Origin of the sequence: Streptomyces sp. GSL17-111 (assembly GCF_037911585.1) — a bacterium.
Classification (GTDB): Bacteria; Actinomycetota; Actinomycetes; order Streptomycetales; family Streptomycetaceae; genus Streptomyces.
This window is the reverse complement of record NZ_JBAJNS010000001.1, coordinates 3,208,233-3,223,178: the sequence shown is the minus strand read 5'-3', so window position 1 is coordinate 3,223,178 and position 14,946 is coordinate 3,208,233. Positions and strand designations below refer to the sequence as shown.

The window sequence follows — 14,946 nt, the reverse complement described above, 5'->3', positions numbered from 1 at the left end:
AGCCGTTACGCTCGGGCCCATGACGAAATGGGAATACGCGACGGTGCCGCTCCTCGTGCACGCGACCAAGCAGATCCTGGACACCTGGGGCGAGGACGGGTGGGAGCTCGTCCAGGTCGTGCCCGGCCCGAACAACCCCGAGCAGCTGGTGGCCTACCTCAAGCGGGAGAAGGCGTGAGCGCCCCGGCGGGCCGGGTCGAGGCGAAACTCGCCGAGCTGGGCCTGAAGCTGCCCGAGGTGACGCCGCCGCTGGCCGCGTACGTCCCCGCCGTGCAGACCGGCCGCTACGTGTACACCTCGGGCCAGGTGCCCCTGGTGGACGGCTCGCTGCCGGTGGCGGGCAAGGTGGGCAGCGAGGTCTCACCCGAGCAGGCGAAGGAGCTGGCGGCCGTGTGCGCGCTCAACGCCCTGGCGGCCGTGAAGTCGGTCGCCGGTGACCTCGACCGGATCGCGCGTGTGGTGAAGGTCGTCGGCTTCGTCGCCTCGGCCCCGCACTTCACCGGGCAGCCCGGCGTCGTCAACGGCGCCAGCGAGCTGCTGGGCAACGTCCTCGGCGACGCCGGGGTGCACGCCCGCAGCGCGGTCGGCGTCTCCGTCCTGCCGATCGACGCGCCCGTGGAGGTCGAGATCCAGGTGGAGCTGCGGGACTGACGCCGGGTCCCGGCCGTTCCGGCCCGGCGCACGTCGGGTCAGAACGGACAGGTGAGGGTCTGGGCCGCCGAGCGCAGCGCGGCGGTGACGGCGGCGCAGACCGTACCGGCCGGCTCGGGCGGCGTCGGCGCGCCCGGCGGCGTCCGCTCCCGGCGGGTCGCCCGCACCAGCGCCGCGAGGGCGTCGGCGTGCGGCCCGGGGGGCGGTGCCGCGAGCGGCCGGGCGGGCAGGTGGCGTCCGCCGCGCCGGGCGGCGAACCCGGCGAACCGTCCGGGCCGGCCGGACCCGCCGGACGCCCCGGGGACGCCGGGCCCGCCGGGGACGAACACGAGACGCCGCTCCTCCAACAGCCGGGCCAGCACCGCCTCGTACACACGCGGTGCGAGGTGTTCGAGGCGGCCCTCCAGACAGCGCCGCCGGTCGGCGAGGAGCAGGGCGCCCAGGACCTCGTCCGCGACGGGGTCCTCGACGCGGTCGGCGCACCGGACGGTGACGTGGCCGGGGCGCACGGCGACGCGCCCGGCCAGCGCCAGGTCGACGAGGACGGCCCCCGCCGTCCCCAGCCCGAGCTCCACGCGCCACCGGTCGGGGCGTCCCCCCGACGCGGCGGCGACGTGCAGCAGCAGGGCGTCGGCGAGCCGACCGGGGTGGGGCCGGGGCGGCGTCACGCCGGGTCGTCCCCCTGCGTCGGGTAGCCGCCGCGCCGGTAGTACTCCAGCCCGCCGATCATCTCCTTGACCTGGAAGCCGAGCGCCGCGAGCTTCGCGGCGGCGCGCGTCCCGCCGTTGCAGGCGGGCCCCCAGCCGTAGGTGACGCACGGGACGTCCCGGTCGAGCCCGGCGGTCGTCTCGGCGGTGATGTCCTGGTGCGGGAGGCTGACGGCGCCCGGTAGGTGCTCGCGCGCGTACGCCTCGGGCCGCCGGGCGTCGATGAGGACGAAGCCGCCGGTTCCGGCTTGCAGGTCGTGGTGGACGTCGTAGGGGTCGGTCTCGCACGCCAGCCGCGTCTGCTGGAAGTACGCGACCGCGCGCTCCGGCGCGGCGGGCGGAGTGCCCAGCGTCCGGCTCGCCGTGCGGTAGCGGATCGGCCGGTAGTCGGCGAGCCGGCGGAAGTCGCGGTAGGCGGCCTCGTAGTCCTTGTTCAGCACGAGGAAGGTGCCGCCGTTGGCCAGGAGCGAGTTGCTCTGCTCGATCTCCTCCCCCACCCGCACCGTCCACGTCATCTCGACGTCGCTCTCCAGCTCCGGCTCGACCAGTTCGCAGACGACGCCGTGGCTCTTGGGCACCACGCCGTCGTAGCAGTAGACCTGTTCGCCGTCGTAGGGGCGGCTGCGCACACCGCTCTCGATCTGGAAGGCCAGGTTGATGAAGGCGGTCGCGTAGTTGCGCTGCATGGCGGCGAGTCCGGCCATGCCCTTGAAGCGGGCGGCGACCTCCAGGAAGACCAGCTCGTCGTCGGCGGTGTGGAACAGCTCCAGGTGGGAGCCCCCGTCCGGGCGGCCCAGGGCGTCCAGGGCCCGCTCGCCGAAGGCGACCATGCGCGCCACGCGCGGGTCGGAGTCGATCAGGTTGATGTCGGCGTTGACCTTGCCGCCGGGGATCTCCATCGAGTTGACGAGGTACTCGGTCACCCCGCCGAAGACGGTGCGCCCGGCCTCGGAGACGATGTTGACGCTGTACATCGTCCCCTCGACGAACTCCTCGTACTCGTAGGGCCGGCCGAGGTCGTCGGGCAGCGCCTCGAAGCCGGCCCGGTCGGTGATCTTCAGGACGCCCTCGGAGCCCGCCGAGTCGGTGGGCTTGAGGATGAACGGCAGGCCCACCTCGCCGACGATCTCCTTGAAGTAGCCGGGCGCGTCGAGGGCGAACCGCTCGGGGGCGAAGAGCCCGAACAGCGGGACCCGCACGCCCGCTTCGCGCAGCCGCTCCTTCATGAGGATCTTGTCGCGGAACGGCGCGATGTCGTCCGTCCCCGGCCCGCGCAGGCCGAAGTGGGTGCGGAGGTTCGCCGCGACCATCATGTCCTGCTCGTCGTAGCAGTGGACCGTGACGTCCTCCCGCGGCGTCTCCCGCAGGATCTCGGCCACGACGGCGCGCGCCGCGTCCTCGTCGACGAGGGAGTACAGCATGGGGCTCGGGTCCGCCAGCCCGCACGGGACGACGTGGACGCGGTGGAACCGGGCGCGCTGCTCCTCGCTCAGGTTCTCCACGTCCAGGTCGGAGAAGATCCCGACGAACCGCACGGAGTCGGGGTCCTCCAGCAGGTCGTGGCGGAACGCGGCGAAGCCGCGGGTGGAGATGATGACGGCTGTTCTCATCCGGCCGGCACTCCGTTCGTGGTCAGTTCGTACGGCGCTGCGGCTTCGGCGGACCCGGGGGTCGCGTGGTCCCGGTACAGCTCCGTCAGGGTGTCGATGAGGATGGTCAGCCCCGCCGACAGGTTGACCTGGCTGACGGTGAGCGGGGGCAGGATCTTGAGCACCTCGTCGCGTCGGCCGCAGGTCTCGATGACGAGCCCCTTGGCGAAGCACCGCCGGGAGACCTCGGCGGCGTCGAGCCCGGGCACCCCGCCGACGTCCACGGCCTGCATGAGCCCGAGGCCGCGCACGTGGACGCCGAGGGGCCCGGCCACGCGGCGCATGAGCAGTTCGGTGACGAGTTCGCCCTTCGTCCGCACCTGGCGGCTGAACGCGTCGTCGCCCCAGAAGTGCCGCAGGGCCGCGCTCGCCGCGACGAAGGCGAGCTGGTTGCCCCGGAAGGTGCCGTTGTGCTGGCCGGGCTGCCAGATGTCCAGCTCGGGCTTGAGGAGGAGCACCGCCAGCGGCAGCCCGTACCCGCCGAGCGACTTGGACAGGGTGACGAGGTCGGGGACGATGCCCGCCCGTTCGAAGGAGAAGAACGTCCCCGTCCGGCCGCAGCCCGCCTGGATGTCGTCGACGACGAGCAGGATGCCGTGCTCGTCGCACAGCTCCCGCAGCCCCTGGAGGAACGCGACGGGCGCCACCCACACGCCGCCCTCGCCCTGGACGGTCTCCAGCACCACGGCCGCCGGCTTCTCGACGCCCGAGCTCGGGTCCTCGACCATCCGGCGCAGCAGGCCGAGGCTGTCGAACTCCCCGAGCGGGGAGTCCGGGTAGGGCACGTGCGTGACGTGCGAGAGCGTGGCGTGCAGCCCCTGCCGGAAGTAGCCGGAGGCCGTCGCCGCGAGCGAGCCCGCGCTGACGCCGTGGAAGCCGCCGCTGAACGCGACCACGGTGGTCCGGCCGGTGACCAGCCGGGCCAGCTTCAGCGCCGCCTCGACCGCGTTGGTGCCCGAGGGCGAGGTGAACTGCACCCGGTAGTCCAGCCCGCGCGGCTGGAGGACGAAGGTGCGCAGCGCGTCGAGGAAGTCGGCCTTGGCCGTCGTGGACAGGTCCAGGCCGTGCATCAGCCCGTCGCGGTCCAGGTAGTCGATCAGCTCCTGCTTGACGCAGTCGGGGCTGTGGCCGTAGTTCAGCGTGCCCGCGCCGGAGAGGAAGTCGATGTACCGCTCCCCCGACTCGGTGAACAGCAGGTCGCCCTTGGCGCTGGTGAAGACGCCCGGGAAGGACCGGGAGTAGGAACGGACGGCCGACTCGGTGGTCTCGAACAGCGTCGGTGTGACGGTGTCAGTGGTCATGTGCCCTCACCTTCCGCTGTCCGCGACGGCCAGTTCCCCGCGCGCGCCGGTGGCGTCGGGGGCGGGCGCCGCCGTCTCGAAGACGGCTCCGATGTCGGAGCGGTACCGCATGCCCGGGAACGAGATCCGCCCGACGCGTGCGTAGGCGGCGCTCCGGGCGTCGGCGAGGGTGATCCCCGTGCCCACGACGTGCAGCACCCGGCCACCGCTGGAGACCGTGGAACCACCCTCGGCGGCCCGGACGTTCGCGTAGAACACCTGGCTGGCGTCCGGCGCGTCCGTCGTGTGCTCAATGACGGGCTGGCCCGTCTCGAACGCGCCGAACGGCCAGCCGGGCGCCGTCGCCGGGTCGGCGAGGTCCAGGCAGCCCTGGGTCAGGGCGACGCTGCACCGCACCAGCCCGTCGGTGACGAGCGGGTGCGAGGCGACGTCCTGGTCGAGCACCGCGCGGCACAGCCGGGTGAAGTTGCTGTGCACGCCCGGCAGGACGGCCTCGGCCTCCGAGTCGCCGAACCGGGTGTTGATCTCGATCACCCGCAGCCCCGTGCTGGTGATCATCGCGCCGATGTAGACGAACCCCGAATAGGTGAGCCGCTCCGCCCGCAGGCCCCGGACCAGGGGGTCCACGAGCGTCCGCCGGATCTCCTCCATCAGCAGCGGGGACGCCTGCGGGTGCGGGGCGATGGAGCCCATCCCGTCGCAGTTCTTGCCGGCGTCCCGCTCCAGGGTGCGCTTGAAGTCCAGCGCGGTGGGGAAGAGCAGGTAGTCGCTGCCGTCCAGCAGGGCGAAGACGGAGATCTCGCGCCCGTACAGGCGCTCCTCCACCACCACCTGGAACGCCTCGCCCTGCGCCGTGGCGAACGCGTCGAGCGCCACCTCGGCCTCGGCGGCCGTGTCGCACACCACGGAGCCGTCGCCGTCCGGCGTCAGCCCGTCGGTCTTCACGACGCAGGCGTACGGCAGGGCGCGGACGTACGCGCGGGCGGCGGCTGGGTCGGTGAACGCCGCGTACCGCGCGGTGGGCAGCCCGTGGTCGTCGCAGAACCGCTTGCCCCGCTCCTTGCTGGCCTCCAGCCGGGCGGCCTCCTTCGAGGGGCCGATCACCCGGTGGCCGTGCGCGGCGAGCACGTCCGCGTACCCGAGGGACAGCGCGTCGATGTTGGAGACGAAGACGAAGTCCACCGGGTGGTCCGCCAGGAACGCGAGGGCGCTCTCCGGCGCGTCGAGCCGGACCGAGGGCACCGGCACGATGCGCTCGGCCACCAGGGCGTCGCACCCGGGGCCGTAGTAGACGGTCGTGTCGGGGTCCGTCCGCACGAAGAGGTCGCAGATCGCGTGTCCGCGCCCCGTGCCGTCGACGACCAGTACGTCAGTCACCGCGTCTCCCCCGCGCTCGTGCTGTCGCCGCCGCCGGGGACCACGCCCGTCAGGACGGGCACGGACTCCTTCCACGGTGTCGGCTCGGTGTCCTCCGGCAGCCCGGTACGGGCGTCGTCGACCTGGCCGGCCGCGCGCAGGTGGTCGGCGAGCGACCCCCACACCTCGGTGTAGCGCTCCGGCCGGTTGCCCTGGTCGTCCGCCCTGATCCAGGGCGAGTTGGCCCAGTCGCAGGCGGGCATGACGTGGTGCAGGTCGTGCTGCACCGTGTCGCCGACCAGGACGAACATCCGGTACGACGAGTGCACGACGAGCATCCGGAACGTCCACCGGGACCAGGCCCCGGCCCTGCGCAGACCGGTCAGCGAGGCGTCCGGCACCGGCTCGCCGCAGAAGCGGCCGAAGGTGAGCAGATCGCGCTTGTCGCGGCTGAGACGCTCCTGGTTGCCGAACAGCCACCAGCGGTGCTCGGTCATGGTGTAGAGGAACGTGCAGTTCTGGAAGACCACGGAGACGGGGACGACCCACAGGACGAGCCACTCCACCCACCAGCCGGTGAGGGCGAGGAACGTCGCGGTGGCGGCGGCGTAGCCGAGCGACATCCACAGCCGGTAGCGCGGCTTGACACCGATGAAGTTGCCCTTCACCCGGCCGAAGAAGCCCAGCAGGTGGTGGCGGGGCGAGACCAGCGCCTTCCACAGGTAGCGGCGGAACTGCGAGCGCGTCATCCCCGGCCGCATGCCGGTGTTGAGCAGGTACAGCGTGTCGCTGTCCTTCATGGAGCACGGGTAGGCGTGGTGGGCCAGGTGCTCCTCGCGGTTCTTGTCGTACGGGGTGCGCCAGAACGCGGTGGTGATGATCTCGCCCACCACCCGGTTCACGCGCGCGGACTTGGCGAACATGCGGTGCAGCGTCTGGTGGACGACCACCACGTCAAGCCGGCGCATGCCACCGCTGGTGAACAGCCAGCCCAGCACGAGCAGGGGTATGGACCAGGCGGTGAAGGGGTGCAGCGCGAACGCGCCGAGCGCGATGCCGCCCGCCATCTGGACCAGGCCCAGCAGGCCCGCCTTCACCGGGCTCCAGGGGATCAGCTGCTTGCCGCCCTCCAGCGGCACGCCGGTGATCCAGGTGAGGTAGGGCTGGACGAAGCCGGGCAGGGACCGCATGGTCTCGCGCGGAGGCGTCTCCCGCCGGGACGGCTCACGCTCGGCGGCCGCCGCGTCCTGGGCGTCGCGCTCCGGGCCTCTGCGCGCCGGGCTCTGCTGCTGTCGTGACTCAGGCACCGTCGCCTCCGAACAGCGCGTCGTTGGTCTCGTGGGTGATCTCGCGCGTCAGGTCGGCGCCGCTGGCGAGCGTCATGTTGACGATCGTGCGGCTCGTCTCGCCCCGGATCGGGTAGACGCGGTGCATGGTGGTGTCCGTCTTGACGACGTACGCGTCGCCCGCCTCCAGGTGGTAGGAGCGCACCTGGCTCTTGAGCAGCGCCCCGTGCACGTCGGGGTTCTTCTTGTCCCAGGAGGTGTGCGGGACGGCCTGGACGAAGCCACCGTCCCGGTAGCCGGGGGCCTGGAGGACGAGGATGAACCCGTAGGTGTAGTCGTCCCAGTGCCAGCCGTGCGTGTCCCCGTTCTTGCCGAGCCGGCTGATGACGTAGTGCTCACCGGCGTAGGGGCACGTGTACACGTTCTCGCCGACGACCGAGCCGAGCAGGCTCTTGACGGCCGGGGAGAAGTACGTGGCGTGGATGAGGGGGCCGTGGTCCTTGATGACGGGCTGGCCGACCGTGGTCATCTGACGCGGGGTGCCGTCGGTGATCTCGAAGGAGAACTTGCGGTCGACACCGTGCTCGTCCATGATCCCGAACGCCTCCCGCTGGAGCTCGGCCAGCAGGTCCGGCGGACAGAACCCGCGGATGGGGACGATGTGTTCGGCGCGGAACCGCTCCTGCAACCCGCCGAGGGCCTCCCCGGTGAAGCGGGTGGCGAAGTGCTCCTCGTAACGGGCGTCGACTTCCTGCATCTCGCGGGTCAGCGCTGGTGCACCGGACTCGGTAACCGTCATGTTCGACTCCTAGGCAAGGGTTGCGGAGTGGTGGAATCTGGGGAACAGGAGCTGGTTGTTGGGGTTGTCGCCCAGCGGCCGGCCGTCGAAGAGGGTGTTCCGGCGGACGGCCAGGGCCGCGTCGTGCAGTTCCGCGACGGTGTCGGCGGTGACGATCACCATGCCGACGACGTCGAGCTGGTCGGCGCGACCGGACAGTGGCTGCCCGATCGCCTTCATGTGCCGCCCGTACTCGGTGCCTTCGGGGAAGACGATCTCCCGCATCTCGGTGGCCTCCGGCGGGGGCAGGAGGAGCAGGTCGGCCGAGGCCCGCACGGGGTGCCCGAGGAAGGCCAGGTCGGGGGCGGTACCGCAGGCGAGGTCGGTGAGTGGACGCGCGTAGTCGATGCCGAAGGCGTTGCCCATGCAGACGACCATCGCCAGCCCGGCCGTCCGGACGTTGAAGTCGATCAGCTCGATCGGTCCCTCGTCGGGGACCATGACCTCCAGGTGCGTCGGGCCGTGCACGATGCCCAGGGCCGCGTGGAACTCCCGCGTCACGGCCTCGATCTCGGCCCGGCGCGGATGCGGGTAGGGGAAGACGAGACCCTGCTCGACGACCGGGTCCAGGGCCGACACGTAGCGCCCGGTCAGTCCGACGACGTGCACCTCGCCGCGGTCCACGAGCGACTCCACGGAGAGCAGCTCGCCCTCGGCCCGCTCCTCCAGGACGAACTCGCCGTGCGCGAGGATGTAGTCCTTCATCATCGGGTTCACCACGGCCCCGGAGGCCGCCTGGTCGGCGGCGGCGCGCAGCTCCTCCAGGGAGCCCACCATGAAGCACAGCGCGCTTCCGGTGCCGTTGGCGGGCTTGAGCACGGCGGGGCGTTCGAACTCCCAGGTCTCCCAGGTCAGCGCCTCGGTCAGGGACACCGAGCGCAGGGTGGACAGCTCCCCGGCGTACAGCTCGCGGCGCACGTGCGCCTTGTCGAGGGCCCGGCCGACGGCGTCGGGTCCGCTCGTCGGCAGGCCGGCCCTGGCCCGCAGCTCCGCCTCGAACCGCAGCGTCGGCTCGAAGGCGGCGTAGGTACCGACGACGTCGTGGGCGGTGTGGACGGCGTCGACGAGCTTCCCGACGTGCTCGGCGTCCGACCAGGACGCCACCGGGACGACCTCGTCCACCACCCCGTCGGGCACCGCGAACGGGCCCTGGTCCTGCAGCGGCCCGTGGTTCAGGGCGATGACGTGGAATCCGCGCCGCTTGGCCTCCCGCGCGATGAGCAGCATGTGGTTCATCAGTTCCAGCAGGACGAAGGCCTGCTTCTTCTCCGGCGCCGTCATGGCGTGCTCCCCTTACTGCGCGGTGCTCTTGGCGGGCGTCTCGGGCGTCTCGGGCCGCTCGGCGGTGGCGTCGGTGACGCCGGCGGCCGCCTGCCGTTCGCGTCGCTGGATCTTCTTGCGGACCAGCTCCCAGCCGATGACGAGAGCCACCGTGAGAGCGATGTTGAGATAGACGGTGGTGTCGACGCCGATGCTGTCGAGGCCGCGGGCGAAGACGAAGGCGAAGACCGCCATGAGGCTGTATCCGATGGCGGTCTGCAGACCCACCACCGAGGACACCCGGGCCCCCGGGGTGTGGGCGATCATCAGCTTGAAGTGGTGGACCCAGATGATCTCCCCGCCGAGCACCATGAGGGAGAACATGACGACCGCGAGGACGATGTTGTCGCTCGCGCTGGGCATCGCCAGGTACAGCACCGTGATCGCCGCCACCACGGCGAGGTTGACCTTCTCCTTGTTGGAGTCGTTGATGAGGTCGCGGCGGCTGAAGTACTGGTAGATGAACGCGCCCGCCATGATGCTGATGGACTCGAAGGTGAAGAACAGCGCGATCCCGGACTCGCCGTAGCCGAACCAGATCTCGGGGATGACGGTGATCAGCGACTCGTAGGTGGCCTGGAAGGCGGTGACGGAGAGGACGATGTAGAAGACCGCCGTCCCGATCGTGTCGTTGCGGGCCATCAGCGTGGCCGCGTCCCGCACCCCCGAGAGGCTGCTGCGCCGTCCCTCGCCGCGCGAGGAGTGCAGCGACGCCGCCAGCCGCGCCTCGTTGGGGCGGACCAGCATCATCAGCCAGGCGGCCACCAGGAAGCAGGCGGCGTCGATCAGCACCACGACCGCCATGCCGACGAAGTTGAGCAGGAACACCCCGACCGCTCCGGCCAGCGCCATCGCGATGGGCAGCGCCGAGTTGAACAGGGGCGAGAAGGTGTTGGTCTCCTTCTCGTCGAAGAACTGCACGAGTGCCTTCACCCGCGCGTTCTGCACCGCGCTCTTCAACAGGGCCCGCACGAAGATGATGACGACGGCGTACACGTACAGGTCCGGGTCGGTGAAGCCCAGGAACAGCAGCGTGACGGCGGCGGTCACCAGGTTGAGCCAGATCAGCAGCTTCTTGGCGTCCTGCCGGTCGATGTACTGGGCGCCCAGAACGCCGATGAAGAGGTTGGCCATCCAGTCCGCCGCGAAGACGATCGCGGCCAGGGTGGCGCTGCCGCTCTCGGTGAAGACGAACGCCACGTACGAGATCATCAGCAGCTTCGAGCCGAAGAGCGAGATGAAGGAGGCCAGGAAACTGAGCAGGAAGTTGCGGTGCAGGTAGACACGCATGTCAGGGGTTTCTTTCTGTTCGCGAGGCGTCACGGTCGCTGGTCACACGCCTGGAGCCCGCTCGGACGTCGCCCCGGTGAGAAGGCCGGCCCGGCCGGTGGGAAGCGACGGTGGCCGGGCACGCCACCGGGCCGGGCGCACGCCGTCGCCCGGAGGCGCACGGCACCCGACGGATGTCGGTGGGCGGGGCGCTCAGGGTGACGCCGGGCACCGTCCGTCCCGGTCCGCCGGACCGAGGCGGGGGCGCACCACGGTCCGGCCGTCGGCGGGCGCGGGGCGCCGCGCCGTCCCGTCGCCGGGCTCAGCCCCAGCCGGTGTCGTCGGCTCCGGCCCGGGCGAGCCGCGGTGCCACGTCCCCGCCGCGTTCGCGGGCCGAGTGGAGTCCGTCGGACGATTCCGCGTGGTCACGCAGAAGTCCCCCGCTCAGCACCATGCCCACCGCGAGCGCCGAAACCGTCGCGGCACGTGCTGCCTTCTTCGTCATTCCCCGTTGTCCAATCCTGTGAAGATTGTTCGCCGAAGGAGTGCGCCGGTGGTGGTGACGCGCCTCCTCGTCCAAGAGACTGCCCCGCTCCGCAGTGGGACGGCAACACGCAGTGGTTGTCGTGTTCCGGACATGCGCGTGTAGGACAGCCCGGCGGACCTCGGCGTTGTCCTCCACACCCCCGCGCATCCGCCGTCGGGCCGGGTCGGGTCGGGGTGCGGGTGCCCGTGCGGGATCGGCCGCGACGGCGGGCCGGCGCCGGGGAGACGTCACGCAGCCTTCTCGGGCCCCACACGTCGCATTATCCTGTGGCACGTTCGTCGTGACGTCGTAATCGTGACAGTCTCAAGAAGGACAGCACCGATGACCAGCGAAGACGCACGGTCTCTACCGCCCGTCCTGAGTCCTGCCGCGATCCGGCTCTACCGCCACGTCGTCCAGCACACCGTCCTCTCCCTCGAGGAGGCCTCGCGGATGGCCGCCGAGGACGGGACGACCGCCGGGGAGACCGTCGACGCCCTGCTGCGACTCGGGCTGCTGCGCACCGTCGGGCGGCACCGCATCGCCGCCGTCGACCCGGCCGCGGCCTCCACGGCGGTGCTGCACGCGCACGAGGAACGCCTCGCCGAGCAGCGACGCCGGATCGCCACCCTGCGGGACCAACTGCACCTGCTGGACGCGGTCCACCGGGAGCACGGCGAGCTGGACGCGCCGTCCCAGGAGCGGCTGACGTCCACCCGCGCGGTGCGGGAGGTCCTGGCCCAACTCGCCACGACGTGCACGAAGGAGGTCCTGGCCGCCCAGCCCGGCGGCCCCCGCCCGGCCGCCGTCCTCGCCGAGGCCGTCGACCGCGACCTGGACCTGCTGAGCCGGGGCGTCCAACTCCGCTCCCTCTACCAGCACTCGGCACGCTTCGACAGCGCGACCGTGCGGCACGCCACGCGGCTCACCGCGCACGGCGCCGAGATCCGCACGCTGAGCGCCGGGCTCACACGGTTCCTCGTCTTCGACCGGGAGACGGTGGTCCTGCCCCTGCCGGACGCCCCCGAGGGCGCGCTCGTCCTGCGGGACCCCGCCCTGAGCTCCTTCGCCGCCGACCTCTTCGAGGTGCTGTGGGCGCAGGGCCGGCCGATGGGACGCTGCCAGGACAAGGTCCCGGAGGGTATCGGCGAGCAGCCCAAGCAGGCCATCCTGCGCCTGCTCGCCCAGGGCTCCGACGACCGCGGGGTGGCACGCACTCTCGGCATCTCGGTCCGCACCTGCCAGCGCCACGTCTCGGAGATCATGTCCCGCCTCGGCGCCCGGAGCCGTCTGGAGCTCGGCTACCTCCTGGCCGAGCAGGACCTCCTGGACCGCTGAGCGCCACCCGCCGGGGTGGTGTCGTCGACCCCGGCGGGCACCGTCCGCGCGGGCGGCGACACCATGGGCCCATGACGGACGCACAGGACGCACACGACGCACAGCGCACGGAGCACATGCCGGACTGGGAGGCGCGCTTCCGGGCGCCCCGGGTGGGGCTGCCGGAGTGGGCGCACGACGCCCCGGACCGGTCGCTGTTCGTCTCCAACGCGACGGGCACCTTCGAGCTGTACGCCTGGGACCGGTCGAGCGGTGACCAGCGGCAGGTCACCGACCGGCCCAACGGCACGACGGACGGCACGCTCACGCCGGACGGCGCGTGGATCTGGTGGTTCTCCGACACCGACGGCGACGAGTTCGGCGTCTGGATGCGGCAGCCGTTCGGCGGCGGCGAGGACACCCCGGCCGTCCCCGGGCTGGCCCCCGCCTACCCGGCGGGCCTGGCGCTCGGCCGGGACGGGACGGCCGTCGTGGGGCGCTCCACCGACGAGGAGGGCACGACCGTGCACGTCGTCCCGCCGGGCGGGGAGCCGGCCGAGATCTACCGGCACCGGGAGTCGGCCGGGGTGGCCGACCTCAGCCACGACGGGCACCTGATCGTCATCGAGCACACCGAGCACGGCGATGCGATGCACTCCGCCCTGCGCGTCGTGCGCCCGGACGGGACGACCGTCGCCGAGCTGGACGACAGCGAGGGCGGCACGAAGGAACTGGGCCTGACCGTCCTCGGCTTCGCACCCGCAGCCGGGGACGCGCGGCTGCTCGTCGCCCACCAGCGGCGCGGCCGGTGGGAGCCCATGGTGTGGGACACGGCGACCGGGGCGACGCACGACCTCGGGCTCGACCTGCCCGGCGACGTCGGCGCCGAGTGGTATCCGGACGGCAGCGGGCTCCTCGTCGTCCACAGCCACCACGCCCGCAGCGAGCTGTGGCGGTACGACCTCGCCGACGGCCGGACGACCCGCGTGGAGACGCCGCCGGGCACGGTGTCCGGCGCGACGGCGCGCCCCGACGGGAGCGTGGAGTACATGTGGTCCTCGGCGGCCGAGCCGCCGGCGCTGCGCTCCACGACCGGCGCCGTCGTCCTGGACCCGCCGGGGCGCAGGGCACCGGGCTCGGCCCCGGTGGAGGACGTCTGGGTGGAGGGCCCCGGGGGCCGCGTGCACGCCCTGGTGCAGCGGCCGGCCGGCCAGGGCCCGTTCCCGACGGTCTTCGACATCCACGGCGGCCCGACCTGGCACGACTCCGACGCCTTCGCCGCGCAGCCGGCCGCCTGGCTGGACCACGGGTTCGCCGTGGTGCGGGTCAACTACCGGGGCTCCACCGGCTACGGGCGGGCCTGGACGGACGCGCTCAAGCACCGGGTGGGCCTCATCGAGCTGGAGGACATCGCGGCCGTGCGCCGCTGGGCCGTGGAATCGGGCCTGGCCGACGCGGACCGGCTCGTCCTCACCGGCGGGTCCTGGGGCGGCTACCTCACGCTGCTGGGCCTCGGCACGCAGCCCGAGGCGTGGGCGCTGGGCCTGGCGGCCGTCCCGGTGGCCGACTACGTCACGGCGTACCACGACGAGATGGAGGCGCTGAAGGCCCTGGACCGCACCCTGCTCGGCGGGACGCCGGAGGAGGTTCCCGAGCGGTACGCGGCGTCGTCACCGCTCACCTACGTGGACGCCGTGCGGGCCCCGGTGTACATCTCCGCCGGGGTCAACGACCCGCGCTGCCCGATCCGCCAGGTGGAGAACTACATCGACCGGCTGTCCGCCCGCGACCACCCGCACGAGGTCTACCGGTACGACGCCGGGCACGGCTCGCTCGTGGTGGAGGAGCGGATCAAGCAGGTGGGCCTGGAGCTGCGCTTCGCTCTGCGGCACCTCGGGATGCCGGACGCTCCTCGCGGTCCCGGGGGCGCTCCTCGGGGTCCCGGGGGCTCGGCGGACTCTCGGGGATGAGGCCCAGCTCGGCGTCGCGGGCGACCTCCACCTCGCGGCGGAAGAAGCGGAACCACATGAACACCACGAAGCCCGCGAAGACGAACCACTCGGCGGTGTAGCCGAGGTTCTGGAACGCCTTCATGTCCAGCCCGCTGCCCTTCGCGGCGGCGGGCGGGACGGGCTTCAGCGGCGCCCGCGCGTCCTGCACGGTGATCCACACGTCCTGGACGTCGTACGGCACGAGGTTCACCAGCGCGGCGGCGCTGATCGTGCCGAGCTGCCCGGCCGGGAGACCCGTCGCACCGCCGTGCTCGGACGCCTGGAGGGCCCCCGTGACGCGGACCTCGCCCGTCGGCGCGGGCGGCACCTCGGCCGGGTCGGGCGTGCCCGGCAGCCAGCCGCGCACCACGGGCAGGGCGGACCCGTCGTCGGTCCGCAGCATCGTCAGGACGTAGGAGCCCCGGTCGTCGCCGAGCGAGCGGTCCGGCACCAGGAACTCGTGGCCCGGGTCGTACCGGCCCTCGGCCTCCGCCATCCGACCCGAGGTCTCCCTGGTGACCGGCAGCAGCGCGGCCAGCGGCTCGGCGTCCTCCCGGGCGCCCTGCTCGGCCAGCCGGTCGTACCGGCGCTGCGTGTCGACGCGGTCCTCGAAGCGGCTCAGCTGCCAGCTGCCCATGACGAGGCAGAACGGCACCGAGAGCGCGAGGAAGATGTTGAGCCCCCACCAGCGGGGCGTCAGCAGGAACCGGTACACGCGTCCCACGGTACGGGGGC

Annotated in this window: 14 protein-coding genes; 4 read left to right on the top strand and 10 right to left on the bottom strand. The window is 72.3% G+C overall.

What is annotated here, in order from left to right; translation table 11 throughout:
- Positions 1-19 precede the first annotated feature (19 nt).
- Together V6D49_RS14400 and V6D49_RS14395 are read left to right on the top strand one after the other, a co-directional pair.
- Complete coding sequence (locus V6D49_RS14400; RefSeq protein WP_003967454.1) at positions 20-178, top strand: DUF4177 domain-containing protein; 159 nt, start codon at positions 20-22, stop codon at positions 176-178.
- A complete protein-coding gene (locus tag V6D49_RS14395; RefSeq protein WP_340560076.1) occupies positions 175-651 on the top strand; it encodes a RidA family protein in 477 nt (158 codons plus the stop codon). The genes V6D49_RS14400 and V6D49_RS14395 overlap by 4 nt, the downstream gene beginning before the upstream one ends.
- 38 nt (positions 652-689) lie before the next feature.
- Here V6D49_RS14395 and V6D49_RS14390 read toward each other — a convergent pair whose 3' ends face one another.
- The 9 genes from V6D49_RS14390 to V6D49_RS14350 all read right to left on the bottom strand — a co-directional run bounded on the left by V6D49_RS14390 (position 690) and on the right by V6D49_RS14350 (position 10,882).
- Positions 690-1,319: a GPP34 family phosphoprotein gene (locus V6D49_RS14390; protein WP_340560075.1), complete on the bottom strand. Its 630-nt coding sequence runs from the start codon at positions 1,317-1,319 to the stop codon at positions 690-692.
- Positions 1,316-2,968: a rhodanese-like domain-containing protein gene (locus V6D49_RS14385; protein WP_340560074.1), complete on the bottom strand. Its 1,653-nt coding sequence runs from the start codon at positions 2,966-2,968 to the stop codon at positions 1,316-1,318. Before V6D49_RS14385 ends, V6D49_RS14390 begins: the two co-directional genes overlap by 4 nt.
- Positions 2,965-4,308, bottom strand: a complete 1,344-nt coding sequence (gene ectB, locus V6D49_RS14380) for a diaminobutyrate--2-oxoglutarate transaminase (protein WP_340560073.1) — start codon at positions 4,306-4,308, stop codon at positions 2,965-2,967. The genes V6D49_RS14385 and ectB overlap by 4 nt, the downstream gene beginning before the upstream one ends.
- 6 nt (positions 4,309-4,314) lie before the next feature.
- A complete protein-coding gene (gene purD / locus V6D49_RS14375) occupies positions 4,315-5,685 on the bottom strand; it encodes a phosphoribosylamine--glycine ligase (protein WP_340560072.1) in 1,371 nt (456 codons plus the stop codon).
- Positions 5,682-6,971: a fatty acid desaturase gene (locus V6D49_RS14370; RefSeq protein WP_340560071.1), complete on the bottom strand. Its 1,290-nt coding sequence runs from the start codon at positions 6,969-6,971 to the stop codon at positions 5,682-5,684. The genes purD and V6D49_RS14370 overlap by 4 nt, the downstream gene beginning before the upstream one ends.
- Positions 6,964-7,749 (bottom strand): HalD/BesD family halogenase, encoded by a 786-nt coding sequence (locus V6D49_RS14365; protein ID WP_340560070.1) that lies wholly within the window; start codon positions 7,747-7,749, stop codon positions 6,964-6,966. The genes V6D49_RS14370 and V6D49_RS14365 overlap by 8 nt, the downstream gene beginning before the upstream one ends.
- Positions 7,750-7,758: 9 nt before the next feature.
- The gene (locus V6D49_RS14360) at positions 7,759-9,069 is read right to left on the bottom strand and encodes an ATP-grasp domain-containing protein (protein WP_340560069.1); all 1,311 of its coding nucleotides are present in this window, start codon (positions 9,067-9,069) and stop codon (positions 7,759-7,761) included.
- Positions 9,070-9,081: 12 nt separating this feature from the next.
- Entirely contained in the window at positions 9,082-10,398 is a 1,317-nt protein-coding gene (locus V6D49_RS14355) for an MFS transporter (protein ID WP_340560068.1), read from the bottom strand.
- A 301-nt stretch (positions 10,399-10,699) separates the two neighbouring features.
- On the bottom strand, positions 10,700-10,882 hold the full coding sequence (locus V6D49_RS14350) for a hypothetical protein (protein ID WP_340560067.1): 183 nt from the start codon (positions 10,880-10,882) through the stop codon (positions 10,700-10,702).
- Positions 10,883-11,245: 363 nt separating this feature from the next.
- Between V6D49_RS14350 and V6D49_RS14345 the strand changes: the two genes are divergently transcribed.
- Entirely contained in the window at positions 11,246-12,241 is a 996-nt protein-coding gene (locus V6D49_RS14345; protein ID WP_340560066.1) for a helix-turn-helix transcriptional regulator, read from the top strand.
- A gap of 71 nt (positions 12,242-12,312) precedes the next feature.
- Positions 12,313-14,190, top strand: coding sequence for a S9 family peptidase (locus V6D49_RS14340; protein WP_340560065.1), 1,878 nt, complete (start codon positions 12,313-12,315; stop codon positions 14,188-14,190).
- Here the strand turns inward: V6D49_RS14340 and V6D49_RS14335 are convergent.
- Positions 14,072-14,926: an SURF1 family protein gene (locus tag V6D49_RS14335; RefSeq protein ID WP_340560064.1), complete on the bottom strand. Its 855-nt coding sequence runs from the start codon at positions 14,924-14,926 to the stop codon at positions 14,072-14,074. The genes V6D49_RS14340 and V6D49_RS14335 overlap by 119 nt on opposite strands.
- Positions 14,927-14,946 lie beyond the last annotated feature (20 nt).

What these genes read in the sequence shown, in the direction of transcription:
- V6D49_RS14350 (WP_340560067.1), bottom strand. Translation starts at nt 10,882, where the DNA reads ATGACGAAGAAGGCAGCACGTGCCGCGACGGTTTCGGCGCTCGCGGTG.
- V6D49_RS14400 (WP_003967454.1), top strand. Translation starts at nt 20, where the DNA reads ATGACGAAATGGGAATACGCGACGGTGCCGCTCCTCGTGCACGCGACC.
- V6D49_RS14365 (WP_340560070.1), bottom strand. Translation starts at nt 7,749, where the DNA reads ATGACGGTTACCGAGTCCGGTGCACCAGCGCTGACCCGCGAGATGCAG.
- ectB (WP_340560073.1), bottom strand. Translation starts at nt 4,308, where the DNA reads ATGACCACTGACACCGTCACACCGACGCTGTTCGAGACCACCGAGTCG.
- V6D49_RS14360 (WP_340560069.1), bottom strand. Translation starts at nt 9,069, where the DNA reads ATGACGGCGCCGGAGAAGAAGCAGGCCTTCGTCCTGCTGGAACTGATG.
- V6D49_RS14340 (WP_340560065.1), top strand. Translation starts at nt 12,313, where the DNA reads ATGACGGACGCACAGGACGCACACGACGCACAGCGCACGGAGCACATG.
- V6D49_RS14345 (WP_340560066.1), top strand. Translation starts at nt 11,246, where the DNA reads ATGACCAGCGAAGACGCACGGTCTCTACCGCCCGTCCTGAGTCCTGCC.
- V6D49_RS14355 (WP_340560068.1), bottom strand. Translation starts at nt 10,398, where the DNA reads ATGCGTGTCTACCTGCACCGCAACTTCCTGCTCAGTTTCCTGGCCTCC.
- V6D49_RS14385 (WP_340560074.1), bottom strand. Translation starts at nt 2,968, where the DNA reads ATGAGAACAGCCGTCATCATCTCCACCCGCGGCTTCGCCGCGTTCCGC.